Raw genomic sequence first — 21,434 nt, forward strand, 5'->3', positions numbered from 1 at the left:
AAGTCCATCATTCCGTTGGCCAAGACCGCCGGACGAGCCGGCGGCCTCGCATGCATCGGTAGGCGCCGCCTACTTGATCTTCGGCAGCTGTTCCCACTGGTGGAACGGCGGCGGCGAAGGCAGCTGCCATTCGAGCGTGGTGGCACCCTCGCCCCACGGGTTGGCGCCCGCGACGCGCTTCTTCTGGAACGCCTCGAACACGCCGTAGAGGAAGATCGCGACACCGACGGCCGAGATGTAGGAGCCGTAGGACGACACCATGTTCCAGCCCGCGAACGCGTCCGGATAGTCGACGGTGCGGCGCGGCATGCCGGCGAGGCCGAGGAAGTGCTGCGGGAAGAAGATCAGGTTGACGCCGACGAAGGTGACCCAGAAGTGGGTGTTGGCGATAACCGGCGAATACATGTAGCCGGTCATCTTCGGGAACCAGTAGTACCAGCCGGCGAAGATGGCGAACACCGCGCCCAGCGACAGCACGTAGTGGAAGTGGGCGATCACGAAATAGGTGTCATGCAGCGAGCGGTCGAGGCCGGCATTGGCCAGCTGAACGCCGGTGACGCCACCGATGGTGAACAGGAAGATGAAGCCCAGCGCCCACAGCATCGGCGGCTTGAAGGAGATCGAGCCGCCCCACATGGTGGCGATCCAGGAAAAGATCTTCACGCCGGTCGGCACCGCGATGACCATGGTGGCGAACACGAAGTAGCGCTGCGTGTCGAGAGACAGGCCGGTCGTGTACATGTGGTGCGCCCAGACGATGAAGCCGACGGCGCCGATCGCGACCATGGCGTAGGCCATGCCGAGATAACCGAAAACAGGCTTCTTCGAGAAGGTCGAGACGATGTGGCTGATGATGCCGAAGCCCGGCAGGATCAGGATGTACACTTCGGGATGGCCGAAGAACCAGAACAGGTGCTGGAAGAGCAGCGGGTCACCGCCCTGATCCGGCACGAAGAAGGCGGTGCCGAAGTTGCGGTCCGTGAGCAGCATGGTGATGCCGCCCGCCAGGACCGGCAGCGAGAGCAGGAGCAGGAAGGCGGTGATCAGCACGGCCCAGGCAAACAGCGGCATCTTGTGCAGCGTCATGCCGGGAGCGCGCATGTTGAAGATGGTGGTGATGAAGTTGATGGCGCCGAGGATCGACGACGCACCGGCGATGTGAATCGACAGGATCGCCAGATCCATCGCGGGCCCGGGCTGACCGGAGGTCGAGAGCGGCGGATAGATCGTCCAGCCGCCGCCGACGCCGAAGGCGCCCGGCGCGCTCGGCACGAACATCGAGGAGAGCAGCAGGATGAAGGCCGGCGGCAGCAGCCAGAAGGAGATGTTGTTCATGCGCGGGAAAGCCATGTCCGGCGCGCCGATCATGATCGGCACCATCCAGTTGGCGAAACCGCCGATCAGAGCCGGCATGACCATGAAGAAGATCATGATCAGGCCGTGCGCGGCGCCGAAGGCATTGTACATGCTCTTGCCGCCGTCGATGGCGGCGTCGCCCTGCATGCCATAGACCATCTGCGCCAGACCGCTGAAGATCTGGATGCCCGGCTCCTGCAGCTCCATGCGGATGGCGACCGAGAGCGCGCCGCCGATAACGCCGGCTATGATCGCGAAGATCAGGTAGAGCGTGCCGATGTCCTTATGATTGGTCGAGTAGACCCAGCGGACCCAGCCATGCGGCCTGTGGTCGTCGTGATCGTGAGCTGCAGCCTCTGCCATGTTCCGCTCCGTTCCCTAAATCTTGCTGACCCGCGACATCAGTTGCCGGCGGCCGCTACCTTGTTGGTACCATCGATCTCGGCCATCAGCGCCTTGTTGGCGGCGGGCACGTCGGTCTTGGCCGTCTCCAGCCAGGTCTTGAACTGCGCGTCGGAAACGACGCGAACCGCGATCGGCATGAAAGCATGGTCCTTGCCGCAGAGCTGCGAGCACTGGCCGTAATAGAGGCCTTCCTTCTCCGCCTTGAACCAGGTCTCGTTGGTGCGGCCGGGAACGGCGTCCATCTTGATGCCGAAGGACGGCACGGCGAAGGAGTGGATGACGTCGGTCGCGGTGATCAGCACCCGGGTCGTGGTGTTGACCGGGACAACCAGCTCGTTGTCGACCGCGAGCAGGCGCGGATAGAGGTTGCGATCCTCCTTGCCGGCCTTGGCGCGGTCGCCATCCTGCAGAACCGCCGAGTTGAACGAGAAGGTCTTGTCGACCTGGTACTCGTAGTCCCAGTTCCACTGGTTGCCGGTCGCCTTGACGGTGAGCTTGGCTTCTTCCGGCGGCGTGTACTGCGCGGTGAGGAGCTGGAAGGAGGGAATGGCGATGAGCAGAAGCACGATCACCGGCCCGACCGTCCAGATCACCTCGATCAGCGTGTTGTGGCTGGTCTTTGACGGCACCGGATTGGCGCTGGCGCGGAACCTGATGATGCAAGCCAGCAGCAGCACCAGAACGAGGACGGTGATCGGGACAATGAACCACATGGTGTAGTTCCCGAACCGCTCGATCTGCCGCATCATGTCGGTCGCCGGCTCCTGGAAGGACACCTCCCACGCCCGCGGCTGGTCGGCACGGGCCGCGGCACCGGAGAAGAGCACGGCCGAAGCTGCCGTACCTGCCAAGAATTTAGCGCTTGCCAGGAATTTCCTCATCGCCCTCTCGTCTCCCACTTCCCGCGATCTGGTCGCACCAATAACGGACGACGCCGGAATTGGGAATCCCGGTCTGTCCCTAGGGTGGTTCAAACCATACTCTTTTTCCCTCCGCAAGAAAGGAGCAGAGGAAACCGTGCGGCATTTTTGCGCGCAACCCGAAGGCCGTGTTCGGCGCCCGCCACGCTATATGCGCGACGGCCCCAATTCGGGCGAATTTGCTTTGGAAAAGCACGCAATTGCCGGTATCGGGGCGCACCGGCGACGGTCTCGTCCTTTACTTGGCCCGGGCGCAGCTTAAAGTGCCGTGATTCGCAATGGAGCCGTCATGACTTCCTGGCTTTCGAGAACCTTGGCGAAGGTCGTTCTTGCCGTCGCCTTGCTCGGCGTCGGCATAGCCGTTGGCGCCGCCGCCGCGCCGAACAACGCCACGCCGCCCAGCGGCACGGTGAAGTCGACGCATGGCGCATGGTCGATCATCTGCGATACGCCGGCGGGAGCGACCTCCGAGCAATGCGTGATGATGCAGAACGTCGTCGCCGAGGATCGTCCTGAAATGGGCCTTTCGGTCGTGGTGCTGCGCACCGCCGACAACAAGGCCGAGATCCTGCGCGTGCTGGCGCCGCTCGGCGTTCTCCTGCCCAACGGCCTCGGCCTCAATGTCGACGGCAAGGATATCGGCCGCGCCTATTTCGTGCGCTGCTTCCAGGACGGCTGCTATGCCGAGGTGATCCTCGAAAAGCCGCTGCTCGACACGTTGAAGAGCGGCACCTCGGCCACCTTCATCGTCTTCCAGACCCCGGAAGAAGGCATCGGCATTCCCGTCGACCTCAAGGGCTTTGCGGAAGGCTTCGCCGCCCTACCTTGATCTTGCCGTTCACGCGCAACGGCCGCCCCTAACGCTGAGGAGCGGCGGTGATGCGCGCCTAAACCGCATCGCGATCTTTCAGATTCGCTCCATGCGCTTTAGGTCTTTGGTTTTACGCATGTCTTTATCCCGAAACCGGTTCCCACTTTCGGGAGACATGCTTTAGCGGCCAGGAGGCTTGATGCGCGCGACGTTATCCATTTTCATTGCAGGCCTGGCGCTGGCCTGCTTGGCCTCGAAGGCCCGGGCCGAGGATGCCGAAATCCTCCAGACGCCGGATCCTGCGACAGTCCTCGATATCGCCAAGGGCTTCGGCTCGGCCAGGATGGGCAAGGATGACAATGGCGACCCGATGATTTCCGGCCGTGTCGAAGGCGTCAAATACGTGATCTATTTCTACGGCTGCGAAGACCACGAGAACTGCAAGTCGCTGCAGTTCTCGACCGGCTACACCGATCCGCTGACCGCCGACCAGGCCAATGCCTGGAACGCGAAATACCGCTGGGTGAAGGCCTATTCGGGCGACGGCTCGAATTTCAAGATGGATGTTAGCTTCGCCGGCGGCATCACCAGGGCCAATCTGGAGGAGCAGTTCTCCAACTGGAACGCGATGGCCGGCAACATCAAGGACTTCGTCAACGGCAAGTGACGGCGTCGCAATCGCCGGCTTCATTCTGTTGGCGATTGTGCGACGGCAGCTTCGCGCCTACATCCGTTGCACGATTTTGTTTCCACGAATGGATTTGCCATGAACAGCCTGATCGGCCAATTCGATATTTCCGACGATCGCGTCAAGGAGATCGTCACCGAGACCATCAAGGGCGCCGACGATGGCGAGCTGTTCCTCGAATACAGCGAGAGCGAGGCGCTGATGTTCGACAATGGCCGGCTGAAGACGGCCAATTTCAACACCGACCAGGGGTTCGGCCTGCGCGCCGTGGCCGGCGAAGCCACCGGCTATGCGCATTCCAGCGATCTTTCCGAAGCCTCGCTGTTGCGCGCGGCCGATGCCGTCTCGGCGGTCAAGGGCGGCTATTCGGGCACATTGGCCGGAGCGCCCGCCCGCACCAATCGCCACCTCTATGGCGACGAAAACCCCATCCCCTCGCCTTCCTTCGAAGCCAAGGCCAAGCTGCTGCAGGAGATCGACGGCTGGCTGCGGGCCAAGGACCCGCGCGTGCGGCAGGTGACGGCTTCGCTTGCTGCATCCTGGCAGCATGTCGAGATCGTGCGCGGTGACGGCCAGATCGTACGCGACATCCGTCCCCTGGTCCGCATCAACGTGTCGGTCGTGGTCGGCAGCGGCGACCGGCAGGAGAGCGGCTCCTACGGGATGGGCGGCCGCAAGAGCTTCGGCGAGTTCGTCAGCGAGGAAAGCTGGAAGCATGCGGCAAGCGAGGCGCTGCGGCAGGCGCTGGTCAATCTCGAGGCGGTCCCCGCGCCCGCCGGAACGTTCGACATCGTGCTGTCCAGCGGCTGGCCGGGCGTGATGCTGCATGAAGCGGTCGGCCACGGGCTGGAGGGCGATTTCAACCGCAAGAAGACATCGGCCTTCGCCGGCCTGATGGGCCAACAGGTGGCGGCGAAGGGCGTCACGGTGGTCGACGACGGCACCATCCCCGAGCGGCGCGGCTCGCTCACCGTCGATGACGAAGGAACGCCTTCGGCGCGCAACGTGCTGATCGAGGACGGCAAGCTCGTCGGCTACATGCAGGACCGCCAGAACGCCCGGCTGATGGGCATGAAGGCGACCGGCAACGGAAGGCGCGAGGGCTATGCGCACCAGCCGATGCCGCGCATGACCAACACTTACATGACCGCCGGCGACATGGAGCCGGAAGAGATCATCGCCTCGGTCAAGAACGGCATCTACGCCGTCTCCTTCGGCGGCGGCCAGGTCGACATCACGTCCGGCAAATTCGTGTTCGGCTGCACCGAGGCCTACATGATCGAGAACGGCAAGGTGACCCAGCCGATCAAGGGCGCGATGCTGATCGGCAACGGGCCGGACGCCATGCACCGCGTCAGCATGGTCGGCAACGACATGAAGCTCGACAACGGCATCGGCATGTGCGGCAAGGCCGGACAGGGCGTGCCGGTCGGCGTCGGCCAGCCGCATCTGCGGATGAACCAGATGACGGTGGGCGGCACCAGGGTTTGAGCGCGTGAACGCCGGAGGAGGCCACGATGTCCGCTTCTGAAAAACTCATGATGATCGTCTCAACCAAGGGGCCGAACGGGGTGCGTTGGAAGCTCACGCCAGCGTTTTCGGCGACGCAGACGAAGGATGTTTTTGGCTCCCTGCCATCCCAGGGCAAACCGAAGGCGCTGGAAGAGATGCACGCAGGCGTGCTCGCTGAGGCACGGCGCAGTGCTCGCGTTCGAGCGCATCGGCATGTTCCGGTAGCATCCGCTAAACGATAGTTCTCGGCCGGTGTCGTCGACCATGCCCAAACCCAAGATCGTCATCCTGACGGGCGCCGGCATCTCGGCTGAATCGGGCGTCGCGACGTTTCGTGATCCGAACGGCGTGTGGGCTAATTTCGACCTTGAAGAGGTCGCGACGCCACAGGGCTTTGCGTGCAACCCGGCCAAGGTGCAGGATTTCTACAACATGCGGCGACGGCAGATGGGCAGCGTCGAGCCGAATGCCGCACATCAGGCGCTGGCGAGGCTGGAACAGGCATTGCCGGACGAAGTGCTCGTCGTCACCCAGAACATCGACGACCTGCATGAGCGCGCGGGATCGCGCAGACTGATCCATATGCATGGCGAGCTCGGCCGCGCGCTTTGCCTGGCCTGCGGCGCTGGCAGCCCGTGGATGGACGACATCGCGGCCCAATCGAAATGTCCTGCCTGCGAGGCAATGGGCCGATTGCGACCCGACGTCGTCTGGTTCGGCGAGATGCCCTATCGCATGGAAGAGGTCGGTGACGCATTGACCGGCTGCGATCTCTTCGCGGCGATCGGCACCAGCGGCAGTGTCTATCCAGCGGCGGGTTTCGTGGAGGAGGCGCGCGCCGCCGGCGCCCTGACAATCGAGCTCAACCTGAAATGCGCCGGCTGGGCCTCGCGTTTCGACGAGCAGATCGAGGGGCCGGCCACGCAGGTCGTGCCGGCCTTCGTCGAGCGCATTCTGTCCGGCAAAGGCTGACCATTGCGCTTTCCCGCCGTGGACGCCTGCTCGCTCCTTGAAGTGAACACAATCGTGTTAGGACATTATTAATTGTTTAATTGGCCGGGCTGGCGTTTGCGCATTAGCCTGTCGCCAGTGTCCTCGTTGCGGTGGTGTTGGCAGTGAAGCGATCCCCTTGCGTCCCGACCTCTTCCTTCCTGTTTGGCCTTGCTTCGTTGATTGGTGTGTCATCGCTCTGTGTCAGCCCGGCGGCGGCACAGTCGACGCTGTTCAGGCGAATGTCGACGCAACCTGCCGCCGGCGCGAGTTCCGCCACGGTCGGCGCAAGCACCAGCGTTCCTTATGGCTGGCTCGATTTCTGTCATCGCCGGCCGAAAGAGTGCAAGGTGCCCGCTTTGCCGGCCGCGAGCGTCAAGCTGACCGCGCAGAACATGGGCATCCTGAAGCGGATCAACCAGAAGGCCAACCGCTCCATCAAGCCCGTCAGCAATTACGACCACTGGGGCACGATGATGGACCACTGGGACTATCCGACGGACGGCAAGGGCGATTGCAAGATCTACGCGCTCTACAAGCGCAAGCTTCTCCAGGAGGCGGGATTCCCCCGGCAGGCACTGCTGATGACGGTGGTGCGCGACCTGAACAATGAGGGCCATACCATCCTGACGGTCAAAACCGACAAGGGTGATTTCGTGCTCGACAATCTGGTCGATGAGGTCAGACCCTGGAACGCGACCGGATACTACTTCCTGAAGCGCCAATCGCAGCAGAACCCGAACATCTGGGTTTCGCTCAACCAGCGCGGCGGGAAAGCCTCGCGCATGTCGCCAAACTCGTAGACTGAGGGGCCTTGACGGGTCAGGGCACGCGGTAAGGAAGGCGCCTGCGCGGCAAATTCGCGGGCTGGAAAGTCCGGCCCGCGCAACCGCGACGTATTGACGAACCTCGACAGTCTACTGCTTGCAGGGCGGCTCGCCCGGATTGCCGCAGGCGAATTTCTTGTTGCCTTGCGGCTGTTGTTCCTTCGGCTGCTGTGGCAGACGCCGCTCCTGAACGTTGGGGTTTTCCTGAAGCTTGAGCTGGCGCTGCGCATTCTCGTTCGGCCGGTTGACCTTGAAGTTGCGCTGGACGTTGACTTCGGGGCCGGCGGAACCTTCCTCGTTCTGCGGCCTGCGGAACTTCCTGGCCCCGTCGTTCCCGCTGGCCGAGCCCTGATTCTCGCCGGAGAAGACGTCCGGACTGTTCTTCCCGAGCCGCTTCTGCATACTCGGGCCATTGTCGGCCGGCTCACCATTGACAGTCGGCAGTCTGCGGAACCTGTTCCTGACGTTCCCGTCGACCGAGCCCTGGGACTGGTCGGAGAACACGTCCGGATTGTTCTTCCTCAGGTGTTTCTGCACGCTCGGCCGGTTGTCGGCCGGCTCACCATTGACGGTCGGCAGCTTGCCGAATTTCTTGCCCTTGGTGGCCGAGCCCTGATCGCCTGGTTCGACTATGGATTGGCCGGCTGACAAATCCTTGCGCGTCAGCCTTTTCGGTTTGCCGTTGCCCTGGTCGGACAACGCATTCGGATTGTTCTTCCCGAATTTTTCCTGTGCGCTCAGCCCGTTATCGGCCGGCAAGCCGTTGACGGTCGGCAGCTTGCGGAATTTCTTGCCCTTCTGCTGATCCGTGCCCTGCTCTCCAGTCGCCGCGGCGCCGGCATTTCCCGTCGCCTCCTGGTTGCCCCCCACAATGCCTTGCTTGCCAAGCAGCTTCCTTGACCTGTCGTTGGGCAGATTCTGGCCGTTGAGCACCGGCTTGCCGTTGACGAGCGGCAGCGTTTTGCCATCGGCTCCCGGCAAGGCGTGGTCGGTTCCGAGCTTGCGGGCGGACAGGTTCTTCGACAGCGGAGCCGCGGCACCAGGCTGCTGGCCCTGCGTCTCACCCTGGCCGGGCTTCAGCGGCAAGGCGCCCTGATTCTGGCCGCCCTGATTCTGGCCGCTCTGACTCTGGCCGCTCTGATTCTGATTGAACTGGGCCTGACCGGATATGGCCGCCCTCTTCTTCAAGAGCGGCGGCAGCGCGACCTTGGCCGCCAGCGCAGCGCCGGCTCCGACGGCAGCTCCGGTCATTTTCTGGCCCGTGGTGAGGCCGCCCTCGGCATTGCCGTTTGGCTGACCGGCCTGATTGGCGGTCTCGTTGAGGATCGTGGTGTTGTTGATGTTGTTGATGACGGTCGTGTTGTGGATGTTGTTGAAAATGATGTTGTCCGGTGGCGGCACGATGTTGCGCGGCGGGTTGACCCACACGGGCACCGGCACGAAGACCGGCACCGGCAGAACGAAAACATCGACCGGCGGCCGTGGCGGCGGCAGCACGATGAAATCCGGCGGCGGTGGCGGCAGGAAGATCACCGCGACCGGCGGTGGCGGATCGAAGTCGTAGTCCGGATCGTCGAAATAGAGCACCGGACGGTCGACATAGATGATTTCCTCCGGCGGCGGCGGCGGCACGTCATAGACGATGACGGTGAAACTCGACGGTGGCTCAAGCTCGGCGTCGAAATGCTCCAACCGGCGTCGCGCGTCCCAGGCATGCGGCCCGTGCGGATAGCGGTCCAAATAGGACCAGTACGCCTCCGGCGTGTCGCGCATCCAGGTCTGGCGCCATGTGATCGCCTCTCGCCGCGCGGCGATGATGGCGCGCACGCGCTTGGCCATCCGATCGTGCGGATAGGCGGCGAGGAAATCCTCGTAGCCGCGCAACGTGTCGCGATCGAGCGCCGCCGTATAGGCATCGCGGGCATCGAAATCGCGGATTTCCCTGGTCCGGTTGGCTTGGTCTTCCGCCTCGGAAACCTTGGGCGCCGGCGCATCCGGCGCCCGGTCGAAGAAGACGAAAGGCGCGCTGATCTTCGAGGCGTTCCAAGGCACTTCGGCGCCTTGCGTCACTTCGTTGACGCGCAGGCGCGTGCGGTCGAACACGTCTTCGAGCGGTAGGCCGCCCTCGCGCATCATCTCGGCGAGCGCCTGTGCATAGGCGCCATACGGTCCCTTGCCCTCGGGTGCTGCGGTTCCCGGCGCGGCATTGAAGGCAATCAGCATATTCGGGTCGGGATCGACCAGCGCGAGACCGCCGGCCAACGGCTCCTTCATCTGCGGGAACGCATTCGGCCGCGCCGCGTCAAGCACGATGATGTTGACCTTCGCCGGCAGGGCGGCAAGCGGTCGGGTGAGGTCGGAAACCCGAATGGCCTGGAGCGGCACATCGGCGGGATTGGCGATGTTGGCGTCAACCGGCAGGAAGTAGTTTTCACCTTCGAACTGCGCGCCATGACCGGCAAGGTAAACGAAAACGACCGCGTCGGGACCGGCGGCCGAAACCTTGGCGAGGAACTCGCGGAAGGCGCCGCGCAGCGATTCCTGGTCCACATCGCGCGCGCCGACCACGTCGAAGCCGGCTGCCTGCAAGGTCTGCCCGATCAGGCCCGCGTCATTGGCGGCCGTCGCGAGTTCGCCGGATTGATAGGCGCCATTGCCGATGACGAAGGCCAGCCGCTTTTCACCTTGCGCCAGCGCCCCGGCCGCGGAACCGGCCATGAATATAAGAACAACGACGAGCCCAAGGAATTTCTGAAGCGTGCGCATTGCAATCCGCCGTCCATTCGCAACGGTAACGCTCCGGAGGCCGGAACGTTTCCCAGACGACATAGATTTATGGCTCGCAAAAAGGCGGCTTTGGGGCGCAATTTCGTCGAAAGAACAGAGGTTTCACAAATTTTCTTGCGAACCGCCGATCGTGGACTATCGCCGCCGCTTCGGCTTCTCCAAAAGCGCCACGGCCTCGACATGCGCCGACCACAGGAACTGGTCGATCGGCGTCACGCTCTTCAGCGCATAGCCGCCATCGACAAGGATGCGCAGATCGCGCGCGAGCGTCACCGGATTGCAGGAGACGGCTGCGACCAGCGGCACATCGGAGCGGGCGATCTGCTTGGATTGATCCTCGGCGCCGGCGCGCGGCGGATCGAAGACCAGGCCGTCGAAGGCGTTCAACTCCTTGAAGGTCAGCGGCCGACGGAACAGGTCCCGGCGTTCAGAGGTCACCCGCTTCAGGCCAGTACCGAAGCGGTAGGCGCGGTCGAGCGCGGCGAGTGCCGCGGCTTCGCCTTCGACGGCATGGACCTCGGACTTCGCGCCGAGCCGCAGAGCGAAGCTGCCGCAACCGGCAAACAGATCCGCGACCTTCCTGGCGCGCGACAGATGCTGGCCGACAAGGCCGGCCATCGCCTGCTCGGCGGCTTCCGTCGCCTGCAGGAAGGCGCCAGGCGGCACGGCGACGGCGACCGGGCCGAACTGCACCACCGGCTTCTTCGGCTCGACAATGATCTCGCCGTCGACGGAAAGCCGCGCAAGGCCCTCGGCCATGACGAAGTTGGAGGCAATGCGGCGCTGGTGGTCGCCAAGCTTGCCGGCCTCATGGACGGCAATGTCGAGGCCCGAAGCTGTGACGGTTACCGTCATATGAAACGCTCTCGGCATGGCGCAGACCAAGTCAGCCAGGGCGCGCAACCTGTCGAGCGCCGAGACGATCGCCGGATGCGAGATCGGGCATTCCTCGATCGGGATGATCTCCGACGACAAGGCGCGCACGAAGCCGAGCAGCATGCCGGCCTCGGTGCGCCTGGCGCTGAAGGTGACGCGACGGCGGCTGTGCGGCGCGCAAGGCACCAACTCGGCGATGTCGCAGGCGATGCCCTTGGCCTTCAGCGCCTGCACGACTTTCTCGCGCTTCCATTGCCGGTAGGCTTCGGCCTGGTAGTGCTGGAGCGCGCAGCCGCCGCATTCGGTGAAATGGCGGCAGGCAGGATCGACCCTGAGCGGCGAGGCTTCCAGCACCGACATCAGCGTGGCGCGATCCTTCTGGCGCGCGGCGGTGACCGTCTCGCCGGGCAGCGTGAACGGGATGAAGACCTCCCCGCCCTCGGCACTGGCGATGCCATCGCCCTGCGAGCCCAGCCTGGCGATGGTGAAGCGTGTGCTCATCGGGATTTTGCATCCTTGATCGCGGCAAGCAGGAACTCACGGTTGCCGTCGCCGCCTTCGATCGGCGACGGGTGCAGGCCGAGCAACCGCCAGCCGGAAATGCCGGCAAGCCAATCGCGCAGATTCCCGGCAATGCGCTCGGCATCGTCCGGATCCTTGAGCAGGCCACCCTTGCCGATCGCTTCGCGTCCGGCCTCGAATTGCGGCTTGACCAGAAGAACTGCCCTGGCGCCCTCGCCCGCCAGTTCAAGCGCCGGCGGCAGCGCCAACTTCAGCGAGATGAAGCTGACGTCGCAGACAAGGAAACCGGGAACGCGGCCGCCGAGATCGGCTGCCGTCAGATCGCGGGCGTTCAGCCCTTCGATCACCGTCACGCGCGGGTCGCCGGCGATGTCGGGGTGGATCTGGCCATGGCCGACATCGACCGCCGTGACATGCGCCGCGCCTCGCTCCAGCAGCACCTGAGTGAAGCCGCCGGTCGAGGCGCCGATATCGAGCGCCTCGCTGCCGGAAGGATCGAGGCCGAAACGGTCGAGGCCGGCGATCAGCTTCAATGCCGCGCGCGACACATAGGCCCGGGCCGGGTCGTCGATGGCGACCAGGCAATCGAACGCGACCGGCTGGCCGGGTTTGCGGGCAACGATGCCGTCAACCGTCACCGTGCCACGCTCGATCGCATCGCGGGCGCGTGAGCGGCTGGCGAACAGGCCGCGCCCGACGAGCAATTCGTCGAGCCGCTGGCGCTGGCTTGATGGCAAAGGGGAACTCATCGGCCTTCATTGGCGAAAGCCGGGCGCGAACGCAATGGGTTGAATACCGCGCAAGAGGCTGCAGAATGCCGCCACGGCGGGCTGTCGATCGGAGGTGTCGATGCTGAAGGGGATCTGTCATTGCGGCGCGGCCCATTGGACGCTGGAGGGTGATCCCGGCGGAATCACCGCTTGCAATTGCACGCTTTGCCGCCGCTACGGCGCGCTCTGGGCTTATGATTATGCCGACGAGCGCATTCGGGTCGCCGGGCCGCTGAAGTCCTACACGCGCGCCGAGGTGGCCGAGCCCGCGCTGGAAATCCTATTCTGCCCGACCTGCGCCTGCGTGGTCGCCTGGCGCGGCTTGCGTTCCGGCAAGAGCGGCCGCACGCGCATCGCCGTCAATGTCAGGTTGGCACCGCCGGAGGAAGTCGCCGACCTGCCGATCGACCATTTCGATGGGTTCGAAACGTTTGACGACCTGCCGCGCGACGGCCGCTGCGTGCGCGATATGTGGTTTTAGAAAACCGTACGGGAGACGCGGCGCTCGACGGCCGGCATCAGGCCGTCATTGCCGGAGGCTTCCTTGTGCGGAGGCTCGGCCGGCACCGGGGCGGGTGGCGGCGTATCCGGCAGCACAACGAGCTGCGGCCTCTGCTTGTAGGAGAAGCCGCCGCGGATGTTGCCCATCTTGCCGGCGACGATGTCCATCGCCGCCTTTTCGATATTGCGGTCGTAACGCGTCTCGGCTGCCACCGGTGCCGCCAAGGCCGCCAACAAGGCCATGCCGCAAAGGAACGACTTCATTGTTCTTACCCCCAAGCCCAGGACCAAAGTCTTAGCAGGGCGCCGTTGAAAATCGGCCAAGAGACAGGGTAAGCGAACCGCAAAACGGAAGCGTTAACAAAAGCTTGCGGCCGGAAGCCGGCAAACTTATTCAAAAAGCTAACGTCCTGATTCAGGCGCGCTGGGCCTGAGCGCCATGGCCGAGCGCGGCAAAGACCGTGCGCACGATGCCCGCCGAATCCAGGCCGGCATCGGCATACATCTTTTCGGGTTTGGCGTGGTCGGTGAACACGTCCGGCAAGACCAGCGGGCGCACTTTGAGGCCGCTTTCCAGCAGGCCTTCATGGGCAAGGAAGTGCAGCACTTGGGCAGCGAAGCCGCCGATGGCGCCCTCCTCCACGGTCACCAGCACTTCATGCGAACGGGCGAGGCGCCGGATCAGATCCCCGTCAAGCGGCTTGGCGAAGCGGGCGTCGGCGACGGTGGTGGAAAGGCCCGCGGCGCCGAGCTCCTCGGCCGCAAGCAGGCAATCCTGCAGCCGCGTGCCGAAGGAAAGCAGCGCGACCTTGGTACCCTCTCTCACAACGCGGCCCTTGCCGATCTCGAGCACCGAACCGCGCTCCGGCATATCGACGCCGACGCCGTTGCCGCGCGGATAGCGGAAGGCGATCGGGCCGTGGTCATAGGAGGCCGCGGTGCGCACCATGTGGCGCAACTCCGCCTCGTCGGCCGCGGCCATGACGACGAAGCCCGGCAGCGTAGCGAGGAAGGTGGTGTCGAAAGCGCCGCAATGGGTGGCGCCGTCGGCGCCGACGAAGCCGGCGCGGTCGATGGGAAAACGCACCGGCAGTTTCTGAATCGCCACGTCATGGACGACCTGGTCGTAGGCGCGCTGCAGGAAGGTGGAATAGATGGCGGCGAAAGGCTTGTAGCCTTCGGTGGCCAGCCCCGCGGCGAAGGTCACCGCATGCTGCTCGGCAATGCCGACATCGAAGGTCCGCTTCGGAAACACCTCGCCGAACAGGTCGAGGCCGGTTCCGCTCGGCATGGCGGCGGTGATGGCTACGATGCGGTCGTCCTCGCGCGCTTCCTGGATCAGGCTCTCGGCGAAGACCTTCGTGTAGGCCGGGGCGTTGGCCGGCGCCTTGGCCTGCGCGCCGGTGATGACGTCGAACTTGTTGACGCCGTGATATTTGTCGGCGGCGGCCTCGGCCGGCGCGTAGCCCTTGCCTTTCTGGGTCACGACATGGATCAGCACCGGACCGCCGGCATTGTCCCGGACATTCTTCAGCACGGGAATCAGGTGCTCCAGATTGTGTCCATCGATGGGGCCGATGTGGTAGAAGCCTAGCTCCTCGAACAGGGTGCCGCCGGTAACGTAGCCGCGCGCATGCTCGACGGCTCGGGTGATGGCGCGGTCGGCGCGCTTGCCGAGATAGGAGGTCAGCTTCTTGCCGAAATCGCGCAGGCCCAGATACGCCTTGCCGGAGGCGAGCCTGGCCAGATAGGCGCTCATGGCGCCGGTCGGCGGCGCGATCGACATGTCGTTGTCGTTGAGGATGACGATGAGCCGTGCATCCAGCGCGCCGGCATTGTTCAGCGCCTCGAAGGCCATGCCGGCCGACATCGAGCCGTCGCCGATGACCGAAATCACATTGTTGCGGCCACCCGACAGGTCGCGTGCCATGGCCATGCCAAGGCCGGCCGAAATCGAGGTCGAGGAATGCGCGGCGCCAAACGGGTCGTATTCGCTCTCGGCCCGACGGGTGAAACCGGAAAGCCCGCCTTCCTGACGCAGCGTGCGGATGCGGTCGCGGCGACCGGTCAGGATCTTGTGCGGATACGCCTGGTGGCCGACGTCCCAGATCAGCCGGTCGTCCGGGGTGTTGAAGACATAATGCAGCGCAACCGTCAGCTCGACGACGCCGAGGCCGGCGCCAAGATGGCCGCCCGTCTGCGAGACGGCGTCGATGAGCTCGGCGCGCAGTTCGGCGGCAAGCTGCGGCAGTGCCCCCTCATCGAGCTTCCGTAGGTCCGCCGGGATGCGGACCTTGTCGAGCAGCGGCGTGTCTGGCTTCACTCGGGCGCGTCCTGCCTCAATTGATCGAACACGGCGCTACCAGCAGATTGCGCCATAATCATGCGCGGCATAGGCCGTCGCCAAGCGAATGTAAATGCGCGCCAGTGACGCGCGGCTAGAGCATCCTAGTTCTCAGGCAGCGGAATGAACTCTTCCTCATCGCCAGGAACGATATCGAAGCGGCCGGTCTTCCATTCCTGCTTGGCCTGCTCGATGCGCTCCTTCGAGGACGAGACGAAATTCCACCAGATGTAGCGCTGGGAGCCTAGCGAAGCGCCGCCGAACAGCATGAAATGCGCGCCGCGCTCGGAGGAAACGACGATCTCCTCGCCCGGCTTGAACACCAGGAGCCGCTCGGCCGGGAAAACATCGCCGGCGATCGAGACGTCGCCTTCCAGCGTATAGATGGCGCGTTCCTCGGCGTCGGCCGGAATTTGCACGCTGGCGCCCGCGGCCAGGCGCAAATCGGCATAAAGCGTGTCCGATGCGGTCGCGACCGGTGAGCGCAGGCCCGAGAACTCGCCGATGACGACGCGGCCGCTGACGCCCTCGGCGTCGATCTGCGGCAAGCGGGCCACGGACGTGTTCGCGAAAACCGGGGCGATTTCCTCCTTGCCGTCCGGCAGCGCCAGCCAGGTCTGCAGGCCGGAGATCGACATCGGCGCGCCGCGCAATTCCTCCGGCGTCCGCTCGGAGTGAACGATGCCGCGTCCCGCAGTCATCAAATTCACGTCGCCCGGCGCGATCACCATTTCGGTGCCGAGCGAGTCGCGGTGCCTGATCTTGCCGTCGAACAGATAGGTGACGGTGGAAAGCCCGATATGGGGATGCGGCCTCACGTCGAGCGCGTGGCCGGCGCGCAGGATCGCCGGGCCCATGCGGTCGAAGAAGATGAACGGCCCGACCAGACGGCGCTTTGCCGTCGGCAAGGCGCGGCGCACCTCGAAGCCGCCGATATCCTTGGCGTTGGGGATGACCATCAGCTCGATCTGGTCGCAGGCGAAGGCATCGCCGGGTTCAGGATCGTTTCCGGGAAAAAAGCTCATGACAATTCCTCAGGCGAAGCGCAGCGCCGACCTGGCCTTCGCCTTGGCAGCCTCTTCCTCGCGATTGCGCGGCTCCTGGTTGGTTTCGAGCGAATCGATCAATTCGCGCGCGGCGGCCGCGATCGCCTCCACGGCGTGATAGAAAGCATGCTCATTGCGCTTGGACGGCTTGGTCGAGCCGCTCAGCTTGCGCACGAATTGCAGCGCTGCGTCATGCACCTCGTCATTGGTCGCCGGCGGCTCGAAATTGGCCAGGGTCTTGATGTTGCGGCACATGGCTTGAACTCCTTACCTGCTTGCTCTGCCCACGCTATTGCAAATTATTCGGCGTCGAGCGGCTCCGTTCCCACCGGCTTGCCGTCGCGCGACAGCCTGATCTTCTCGACCTTATCCTCGGCGGCCTTGAGCAGCCTGTCGCAATGCGCCTTCAGCGCCTCGCCGCGCTCATAAATCTTGATCGACTGGTCGAGCGGGACGTCGCCGCGCTCCAGATCATCGACGATCCTCTCCAGCGCGTCGAGCGCCTGCTCGAAGCTCATCGCCTTGACGTCCTCATTGCCTTCCACTGCCATACCCTATCCCTTCATCAGCCGCCCAACATGGGCGGCGACTGAAAATGCCAATCCCTGCAGATCGTAGCCGCCTTCCAGCAGGCTGACGAGCCTGTTGCCGCTGTGACGGCCGGCCCGCTCCATCAGTTGCCCGGTTGCCCAGTCGAAATCATCCTCGGTCAGGTTGATCTCGGCCAGCGGATCGCGATGGTGCGCGTCGAAGCCGGCGGAAATGATGATCAGGTCCGGCGCGAAGGCATCGATGGATGGCAGCACGCGCGACAGGAAGGCGTCACGGAACAGGTCGCTGCCGGTCTGCGGCGCGAGCGGTGCGTTGACGATGTTGCCGGCGCCGGTCTCGCTCTTCGCCCCGGTGCCCGGGTAAAGCGGCATCTGGTGCGTCGAGCAATAGAGCACCGACGGGTCGTCCCAAAAGATGTCCTGCGTGCCGTTACCGTGATGGACGTCCCAATCGACGATGGCGACGCGCTCGGCCAGGTGCTTCTTCTGCGCATAGCGGGCGGCGATGGCTGCCGTGTTGAACAGGCAGAACCCCATCGCCGTGGTCCTTTCAGCATGATGTCCGGGCGGGCGGGCGGCGACGAAGACATTGGAGGCGCGGCCCTCGAAGACATCATCGACCGCGGCGTTGGCCGCGCCGATCGCCGTCACCGCCGCCTGCCAGCTTTTCGGGCTGGCGCTGGTATCGGCGTCGATCGAGACGATGCCGCTCTGAGGGATCGCCGCGCGCACGCGCTCGACGAAATCCTCGGGGTGCGCATAGAGGATGGTTTTCTCGTCGCCTTCCGGCGCCTTGACGCGGTCGAGCGCCGAGAACGCCTCGTCGTCCAGCACGCGTTCGATGGCGCGCAGGCGGTCGGGCCGCTCGGGGTGGCCGGGCGGCGTCAGGTGTTCGAGGAAGATCGGGTGCGTGTAGAGACGGGTGGCCATGGCGCCTAATCTAGGCACCCGCGGCCGTAATGACCATGTTTGAAAAACCGAATGGCTGGGGAAATTGCGCCAGCCCATGTCGTGCGCGCCATTGGCGGGTGCCGAACTTCGCGATAAGGTCATCCCGCTGCCTGGTGCCCGCAACGCGGGAGAATCGGGAACACGGTTGAACTCCGTGGCGTGCCCAACGCTGTGAGGGGGACTGCGCCGGCAAATGCCACTGTCTCAGACGGGAAGGCGCCGGAGCGGGACGATCCCGAGCCAGAAGACCGGCCCGGCAGACATGGTCTTCCGCTTGGTCAGGCGGGGGACTGCTTGTCGCAAGGGGAAAAGCGATGACGGCAGCAGCGATCGCCGCGTGCGGCGACGACTTCGACCAATTGGCGCGCGACGCGGTCTATCGGGCGATGTTCACCAGGCGCGACGTGCGCAGCCATTTTGTGCCCGACGATCTTGATGACTGTGTGCTGGCGCGGCTTCTCACCGCCGCGCACCATGCGCCGTCGGTCGGCTACATGCAGCCGTGGAATTTCATCGTCATCCGCGATGCCGAGCGGCGCAGACAAGTGCGCGACCTGTTCCTCGCCGCGCGCGAGCAGGAACTGCCGGCGATCGAGGCGGAGCGGCAGGCGCTCTACCGCAAGCTCAAGCTGGAAGGGATTTGCGAAAGCGCGCTCAATCTCTGCATCACCTGCGACCGGCGGCGCTCGAAGGACTCGCCGCTCGGGCGCTGGCACAATCCGGAGATGGATCTCTACAGCACCGTCTGCGCGGTGCAGAATTTCTGGCTGGCGGCACGTGCCGAGGGCGTCGGCGTCGGCTGGGTGAGCATCATCGAGACGGAAGCGCTGAAGCGGCTTCTCGCGATCCCGGAGCATGTCACGCCGATCGCCTATCTGTGTGTCGGCCGCGTCTCGGAATTCGCGCCGAAGCCAGACCTCGAGGCGCATGGCTGGGGCAAGCGCCTGCCGCTGCCCGAGCTGGTGATGAGCGAGACGTTTTGCGGCGCCGGCGAGGCGCCGCTCAAATCGGCGATCGCTAGGCTTGGCGGCTCCTAGAGCGTTTCACCGTTTCATCGGAACGGCGAACCGCTCTATCTCTTTGTTGTGACGCAATTCCGGACGGAAAACCGTTTCACACTTTTCCTGAAATTGCTCACGAATCCGTGATCAAGCTGCCCGGGGCGTGTCCCAGCGCGAGCCGCCAAAAGATCCCAGCGCCTTGTCGCGCAGTTCCCTGAATTTGGACGACGCCTCGGCCAGCCGGCGGTCCCATTCGGGATTGGGTGTCTGGCCTTCGATGGTTTCGAAATACACCTGCATCAGCGATGCGATGGCGAAAGGCTCGATGAAGGCGGCCTTGAAGGCCCAGGCAAAGACGATGGCCAGCACGAAGGCCCAGCCGGCAAGCTGTCCCGGCATGACCCAGAGGATCGCGGCCGCGGGCGCCAGCATCAACAGGAAGATGACGAAGGACACGCCCCACATGATCACCGCCAGCCAGACGGCGTTCTTGACCATGTGCTTGCCGTTCTGCGCGTAAAGCACGACGCCTTGCCGCGCCGTCTCGAAGGGCGAGTTCGAATTGATGCGGATGTTGTAGCCGAGGATGATCTCGTCGACATAGGTCAGCGAAATGCGGATGACCGTGTTGATGAAGCTGACGATGCCGCTCAGGCCCGGAATGGGCACGAAGGCGGCGATGCCGCCGATCAGGCCGGTGATGGCGCGGATGGCGCCCTTGACCAGCTGGTCGACGACGAAAAGGATGTTGGCCTCGGCAAAGCGCTGGGTGACCACTTCCTTGGCATAAGCGATCTGGCCCTGGCCGTCAGGGACATCGTGGCCGTCGATGAGATGCACCATGACGGCGATATGGCCTGCTTTCAGCACATAAAGGATGTATTCGCGGATCCAGTAGACGGCGATCGACACGATGCCGAAGCCGACCACGCCGCCCCACAGCGCAAAGGACATCGGGCCGTCCGGATCGGTCGATATATGGCCGACGCCGTAGCCGACGCTGGCGCCCGTGCCGGTCGCCATGATGTAGGCGACCGTGATGCCGAAATAGACGATCATGCGAAAGACGATAAACGGCCATGTCCGCATCATGATGGACACCGACCGGCCAATGCTGAAGTCCCACATGGCCCCGACTCTCCACGCCCTTAGAGATGGCGCAGGAGGATGCGCTCGCCCGGTTGATTGTCAATCGCCGCAGGGTTGCACCGGCCCGAAACCGGTGCACAACGCTGTGGCTTGGTTACCCGAGCGTGCCCTCAAGGCCTCTTGCGACGTCGCGTAAGTCTCGGCCAATCGCCTGCGTCGCGGAGGGTTCGGACAACCGCCTACGTCGCCGAGGCTTCGGTCAGCCAGCGACACCGCAGGCTGCAACGCCGGCGGGGCAGCCGCCAGGGCCTCCCGCTCGTCAACCCTTCGACGACTAAAGGATCTCGGTCTTGGCGATGTGGATGCCGAACCCCTCAAGGCCGACATAGTGGCGCTCGCGCGAGGCGATCAGGTTGATCGAGGAGATGCCGAGATCCTTGAGGATCTGGGCGCCGAGGCCGATCTCGCGCCATTCGTTCTCGCGGCGGCGAGCCTCTTCGTGATCCTCGCGGTCGCCGCTCACTGGGCGCTTGCGCTCCTGATGCGCGACGCCGACCGAGCCTTCGCGCAGATAGACGATGACACCGCGCCGGCGCTCGCCCATCGCCTTCATGATGCCGTCGAGTCGGTGGCTGGTGCCGAAGACGTCAGTCACGACGTCCTCAGGATGCAGGCGCACCGGCACCTCCTCGCCGTCGCGGATGTCGCCGAAGACCACCGCCAGGTGGTGCATGGAATCCCATGGCAGCGTGTAGGTGAAGGCCTGCGCCTTGCCGCCGGGCGTTTCGATGTCGGAACAGGCAACGCGCTGGACCAGCGTTTCCTTGCGCTGACGGTAGGCGATGAGGTCGGCCACCGAAACCTGCTTCAGGCCATGCTCCTCGGCGAAGGCCTGCACTTGCGGCCCGCGCTTGACCGTGCCGTCGTCATTGACCAGCTCGGAGATGACGCCGACCGGCGGCAGTCCGGCAAGCTTGCAGAGATCGACTGCGGCCTCGGTATGGCCGGAGCGCATCAAGACACCGCCTTCGCGCGCGATCAGCGGGAAGATGTGGCCGGGACGCACGAAATCCGACGGGCCGACATTGCCGTTGGCAAGGTTGCGCACGGTGAGCGTGCGGTCGTCGGCGGAAATGCCCGTCGTCGTGCCATGCTTGAAGTCGACGCTGACGGTGAAGGCGGTGGTGTGGGCGGAGTCATTGTCCGCCACCATCGGCGCGAGGTTCAGCCGTCTCGCATCCTCGCGCAGCATCGGCGTGCAGACGATGCCGGAGGTGTTGCGTACGATGAAGGCCATTTTCTCCGGCGTGCAGTGCACGGCGGCGACGATCAGGTCGCCCTCGTTCTCGCGCCCGTCATCGTCCATGACGACAACGATCTCGCCGCGCTCGAAGGCGCGGATCGCTTCGACGATCTTCTTCTGGTCGTAAGGCATAAGTGCTCGCTTCGCTCGCAGGGGAGTAGGGGAATAGGGCAGTAAGGGAGTA

21 protein-coding genes and 1 riboswitch are annotated in these 21,434 nt (G+C 64.4%); of the genes, 8 read left to right on the forward strand and 13 right to left on the reverse strand.

The window, feature by feature from the left end:
- Positions 1 to 69: 69 nt before the first annotated feature.
- Together ctaD and coxB are read right to left on the reverse strand one after the other, a co-directional pair.
- The gene (ctaD, locus tag DPM35_RS03390) at positions 70 to 1,719 is read right to left on the reverse strand and encodes a cytochrome c oxidase subunit I (protein ID WP_112125883.1); all 1,650 of its coding nucleotides are present in this window, start codon (positions 1,717 to 1,719) and stop codon (positions 70 to 72) included.
- 38 nt (positions 1,720 to 1,757) lie between these two features.
- Positions 1,758 to 2,642, reverse strand: a complete 885-nt coding sequence (coxB, locus tag DPM35_RS03395; protein WP_112125884.1) for a cytochrome c oxidase subunit II — start codon at positions 2,640 to 2,642, stop codon at positions 1,758 to 1,760.
- A 328-nt stretch (positions 2,643 to 2,970) separates the two neighbouring features.
- Between coxB and DPM35_RS03400 the strand changes: the two genes are divergently transcribed.
- The 6 genes from DPM35_RS03400 to DPM35_RS03425 all read left to right on the forward strand — a co-directional run bounded on the left by DPM35_RS03400 (position 2,971) and on the right by DPM35_RS03425 (position 7,485).
- Positions 2,971 to 3,510: an invasion associated locus B family protein gene (locus DPM35_RS03400; protein WP_095816318.1), complete on the forward strand. Its 540-nt coding sequence runs from the start codon at positions 2,971 to 2,973 to the stop codon at positions 3,508 to 3,510.
- 181 nt (positions 3,511 to 3,691) lie between these two features.
- On the forward strand, positions 3,692 to 4,159 hold the full coding sequence (locus DPM35_RS03405) for a YbjN domain-containing protein (protein ID WP_112125885.1): 468 nt from the start codon (positions 3,692 to 3,694) through the stop codon (positions 4,157 to 4,159).
- Positions 4,160 to 4,258: 99 nt separating this feature from the next.
- On the forward strand, positions 4,259 to 5,671 hold the full coding sequence (gene tldD / locus DPM35_RS03410) for a metalloprotease TldD (RefSeq protein WP_112125886.1): 1,413 nt from the start codon (positions 4,259 to 4,261) through the stop codon (positions 5,669 to 5,671).
- A 26-nt stretch (positions 5,672 to 5,697) separates the two neighbouring features.
- Positions 5,698 to 5,934 (forward strand): hypothetical protein, encoded by a 237-nt coding sequence (locus DPM35_RS03415; protein ID WP_112125887.1) that lies wholly within the window; start codon positions 5,698 to 5,700, stop codon positions 5,932 to 5,934.
- 22 nt (positions 5,935 to 5,956) lie between these two features.
- Complete coding sequence (locus DPM35_RS03420) at positions 5,957 to 6,664, forward strand: NAD-dependent deacylase (protein ID WP_112125888.1); 708 nt, start codon at positions 5,957 to 5,959, stop codon at positions 6,662 to 6,664.
- Between the two features lie 260 nt (positions 6,665 to 6,924).
- Positions 6,925 to 7,485, forward strand: coding sequence for a transglutaminase-like cysteine peptidase (locus DPM35_RS03425; RefSeq protein WP_245431412.1), 561 nt, complete (start codon positions 6,925 to 6,927; stop codon positions 7,483 to 7,485).
- A 114-nt stretch (positions 7,486 to 7,599) separates the two neighbouring features.
- Here DPM35_RS03425 and DPM35_RS03430 read toward each other — a convergent pair whose 3' ends face one another.
- The 3 genes from DPM35_RS03430 to DPM35_RS03440 all read right to left on the reverse strand — a co-directional run bounded on the left by DPM35_RS03430 (position 7,600) and on the right by DPM35_RS03440 (position 12,443).
- A complete protein-coding gene (locus tag DPM35_RS03430) occupies positions 7,600 to 10,275 on the reverse strand; it encodes a caspase family protein (RefSeq protein ID WP_112125890.1) in 2,676 nt (891 codons plus the stop codon).
- A 156-nt stretch (positions 10,276 to 10,431) separates the two neighbouring features.
- The gene (locus DPM35_RS03435) at positions 10,432 to 11,673 is read right to left on the reverse strand and encodes a class I SAM-dependent RNA methyltransferase (RefSeq protein WP_112125891.1); all 1,242 of its coding nucleotides are present in this window, start codon (positions 11,671 to 11,673) and stop codon (positions 10,432 to 10,434) included.
- Positions 11,670 to 12,443: a TlyA family RNA methyltransferase gene (locus tag DPM35_RS03440; RefSeq protein ID WP_112125892.1), complete on the reverse strand. Its 774-nt coding sequence runs from the start codon at positions 12,441 to 12,443 to the stop codon at positions 11,670 to 11,672. Before DPM35_RS03440 ends, DPM35_RS03435 begins: the two co-directional genes overlap by 4 nt.
- A gap of 100 nt (positions 12,444 to 12,543) precedes the next feature.
- Here DPM35_RS03440 and DPM35_RS03445 point away from each other — a divergent pair, with 100 nt between their 5' ends.
- The gene (locus tag DPM35_RS03445) at positions 12,544 to 12,945 is read left to right on the forward strand and encodes a GFA family protein (RefSeq protein ID WP_112125893.1); all 402 of its coding nucleotides are present in this window, start codon (positions 12,544 to 12,546) and stop codon (positions 12,943 to 12,945) included.
- Here the strand turns inward: DPM35_RS03445 and DPM35_RS03450 are convergent.
- From DPM35_RS03450 to DPM35_RS03475, 6 genes are all read right to left on the reverse strand, one after another.
- Positions 12,942 to 13,229, reverse strand: a complete 288-nt coding sequence (locus tag DPM35_RS03450; protein ID WP_112125894.1) for a hypothetical protein — start codon at positions 13,227 to 13,229, stop codon at positions 12,942 to 12,944. The two genes, DPM35_RS03445 and DPM35_RS03450, sit on opposite strands and share 4 nt — an antisense overlap.
- A gap of 151 nt (positions 13,230 to 13,380) precedes the next feature.
- On the reverse strand, positions 13,381 to 15,288 hold the full coding sequence (dxs, locus tag DPM35_RS03455) for a 1-deoxy-D-xylulose-5-phosphate synthase (RefSeq protein ID WP_112125895.1): 1,908 nt from the start codon (positions 15,286 to 15,288) through the stop codon (positions 13,381 to 13,383).
- Positions 15,289 to 15,413: 125 nt separating this feature from the next.
- Positions 15,414 to 16,334: a pirin family protein gene (locus DPM35_RS03460; RefSeq protein ID WP_112125896.1), complete on the reverse strand. Its 921-nt coding sequence runs from the start codon at positions 16,332 to 16,334 to the stop codon at positions 15,414 to 15,416.
- A 9-nt stretch (positions 16,335 to 16,343) separates the two neighbouring features.
- On the reverse strand, positions 16,344 to 16,610 hold the full coding sequence (locus tag DPM35_RS03465) for a DUF2277 domain-containing protein (protein ID WP_112125897.1): 267 nt from the start codon (positions 16,608 to 16,610) through the stop codon (positions 16,344 to 16,346).
- Positions 16,611 to 16,654: 44 nt separating this feature from the next.
- Complete coding sequence (locus DPM35_RS03470; protein ID WP_112125898.1) at positions 16,655 to 16,906, reverse strand: exodeoxyribonuclease VII small subunit; 252 nt, start codon at positions 16,904 to 16,906, stop codon at positions 16,655 to 16,657.
- A gap of 3 nt (positions 16,907 to 16,909) precedes the next feature.
- Entirely contained in the window at positions 16,910 to 17,836 is a 927-nt protein-coding gene (locus DPM35_RS03475) for a histone deacetylase family protein (RefSeq protein ID WP_112125899.1), read from the reverse strand.
- 115 nt (positions 17,837 to 17,951) lie between these two features.
- Positions 17,952 to 18,128: riboswitch (cobalamin riboswitch) on the forward strand.
- Positions 18,129 to 18,171: 43 nt separating this feature from the next.
- On the opposite strand from DPM35_RS03475, the gene bluB reads away from it, so the two are divergent.
- Positions 18,172 to 18,894 (forward strand): 5,6-dimethylbenzimidazole synthase, encoded by a 723-nt coding sequence (gene bluB, locus DPM35_RS03480; protein WP_112125900.1) that lies wholly within the window; start codon positions 18,172 to 18,174, stop codon positions 18,892 to 18,894.
- 111 nt (positions 18,895 to 19,005) lie between these two features.
- Here the strand turns inward: bluB and DPM35_RS03485 are convergent, their stop codons facing one another.
- Entirely contained in the window at positions 19,006 to 19,986 is a 981-nt protein-coding gene (locus DPM35_RS03485) for a hypothetical protein (RefSeq protein ID WP_112125901.1), read from the reverse strand.
- A gap of 295 nt (positions 19,987 to 20,281) precedes the next feature.
- The gene (gene ribB / locus DPM35_RS03490; RefSeq protein WP_112125902.1) at positions 20,282 to 21,382 is read right to left on the reverse strand and encodes a 3,4-dihydroxy-2-butanone-4-phosphate synthase; all 1,101 of its coding nucleotides are present in this window, start codon (positions 21,380 to 21,382) and stop codon (positions 20,282 to 20,284) included.
- Between the last annotated feature and the right edge of the window lie 52 nt (positions 21,383 to 21,434).

Origin of the sequence: Mesorhizobium atlanticum (assembly GCF_003289965.1) — a bacterium.
Classification (GTDB): Bacteria; Pseudomonadota; Alphaproteobacteria; order Rhizobiales; family Rhizobiaceae; genus Mesorhizobium; species Mesorhizobium atlanticum.

Bases quoted from the DNA above. Each gene is read 5' to 3' on its own strand.
- DPM35_RS03440 (WP_112125892.1), bottom strand. From the start codon at position 12,443: ATGAGTTCCCCTTTGCCATCAAGCCAGCGCCAGCGGCTCGACGAATTG.
- DPM35_RS03475 (WP_112125899.1), bottom strand. From the start codon at position 17,836: ATGGCCACCCGTCTCTACACGCACCCGATCTTCCTCGAACACCTGACG.
- DPM35_RS03435 (WP_112125891.1), bottom strand. From the start codon at position 11,673: ATGAGCACACGCTTCACCATCGCCAGGCTGGGCTCGCAGGGCGATGGC.
- tldD (WP_112125886.1), top strand. From the start codon at position 4,259: ATGAACAGCCTGATCGGCCAATTCGATATTTCCGACGATCGCGTCAAG.
- DPM35_RS03460 (WP_112125896.1), bottom strand. From the start codon at position 16,334: ATGAGCTTTTTTCCCGGAAACGATCCTGAACCCGGCGATGCCTTCGCC.
- coxB (WP_112125884.1), bottom strand. From the start codon at position 2,642: ATGAGGAAATTCCTGGCAAGCGCTAAATTCTTGGCAGGTACGGCAGCT.
- DPM35_RS03450 (WP_112125894.1), bottom strand. From the start codon at position 13,229: ATGAAGTCGTTCCTTTGCGGCATGGCCTTGTTGGCGGCCTTGGCGGCA.
- bluB (WP_112125900.1), top strand. From the start codon at position 18,172: ATGACGGCAGCAGCGATCGCCGCGTGCGGCGACGACTTCGACCAATTG.
- ctaD (WP_112125883.1), bottom strand. From the start codon at position 1,719: ATGGCAGAGGCTGCAGCTCACGATCACGACGACCACAGGCCGCATGGC.
- DPM35_RS03470 (WP_112125898.1), bottom strand. From the start codon at position 16,906: ATGGCAGTGGAAGGCAATGAGGACGTCAAGGCGATGAGCTTCGAGCAG.
- DPM35_RS03465 (WP_112125897.1), bottom strand. From the start codon at position 16,610: ATGTGCCGCAACATCAAGACCCTGGCCAATTTCGAGCCGCCGGCGACC.
- DPM35_RS03485 (WP_112125901.1), bottom strand. From the start codon at position 19,986: ATGTGGGACTTCAGCATTGGCCGGTCGGTGTCCATCATGATGCGGACA.
- ribB (WP_112125902.1), bottom strand. From the start codon at position 21,382: ATGCCTTACGACCAGAAGAAGATCGTCGAAGCGATCCGCGCCTTCGAG.
- DPM35_RS03430 (WP_112125890.1), bottom strand. From the start codon at position 10,275: ATGCGCACGCTTCAGAAATTCCTTGGGCTCGTCGTTGTTCTTATATTC.
- DPM35_RS03425 (WP_245431412.1), top strand. From the start codon at position 6,925: ATGTCGACGCAACCTGCCGCCGGCGCGAGTTCCGCCACGGTCGGCGCA.
- DPM35_RS03415 (WP_112125887.1), top strand. From the start codon at position 5,698: ATGTCCGCTTCTGAAAAACTCATGATGATCGTCTCAACCAAGGGGCCG.
- DPM35_RS03445 (WP_112125893.1), top strand. From the start codon at position 12,544: ATGCTGAAGGGGATCTGTCATTGCGGCGCGGCCCATTGGACGCTGGAG.
- DPM35_RS03405 (WP_112125885.1), top strand. From the start codon at position 3,692: ATGCGCGCGACGTTATCCATTTTCATTGCAGGCCTGGCGCTGGCCTGC.
- DPM35_RS03400 (WP_095816318.1), top strand. From the start codon at position 2,971: ATGACTTCCTGGCTTTCGAGAACCTTGGCGAAGGTCGTTCTTGCCGTC.
- DPM35_RS03420 (WP_112125888.1), top strand. From the start codon at position 5,957: ATGCCCAAACCCAAGATCGTCATCCTGACGGGCGCCGGCATCTCGGCT.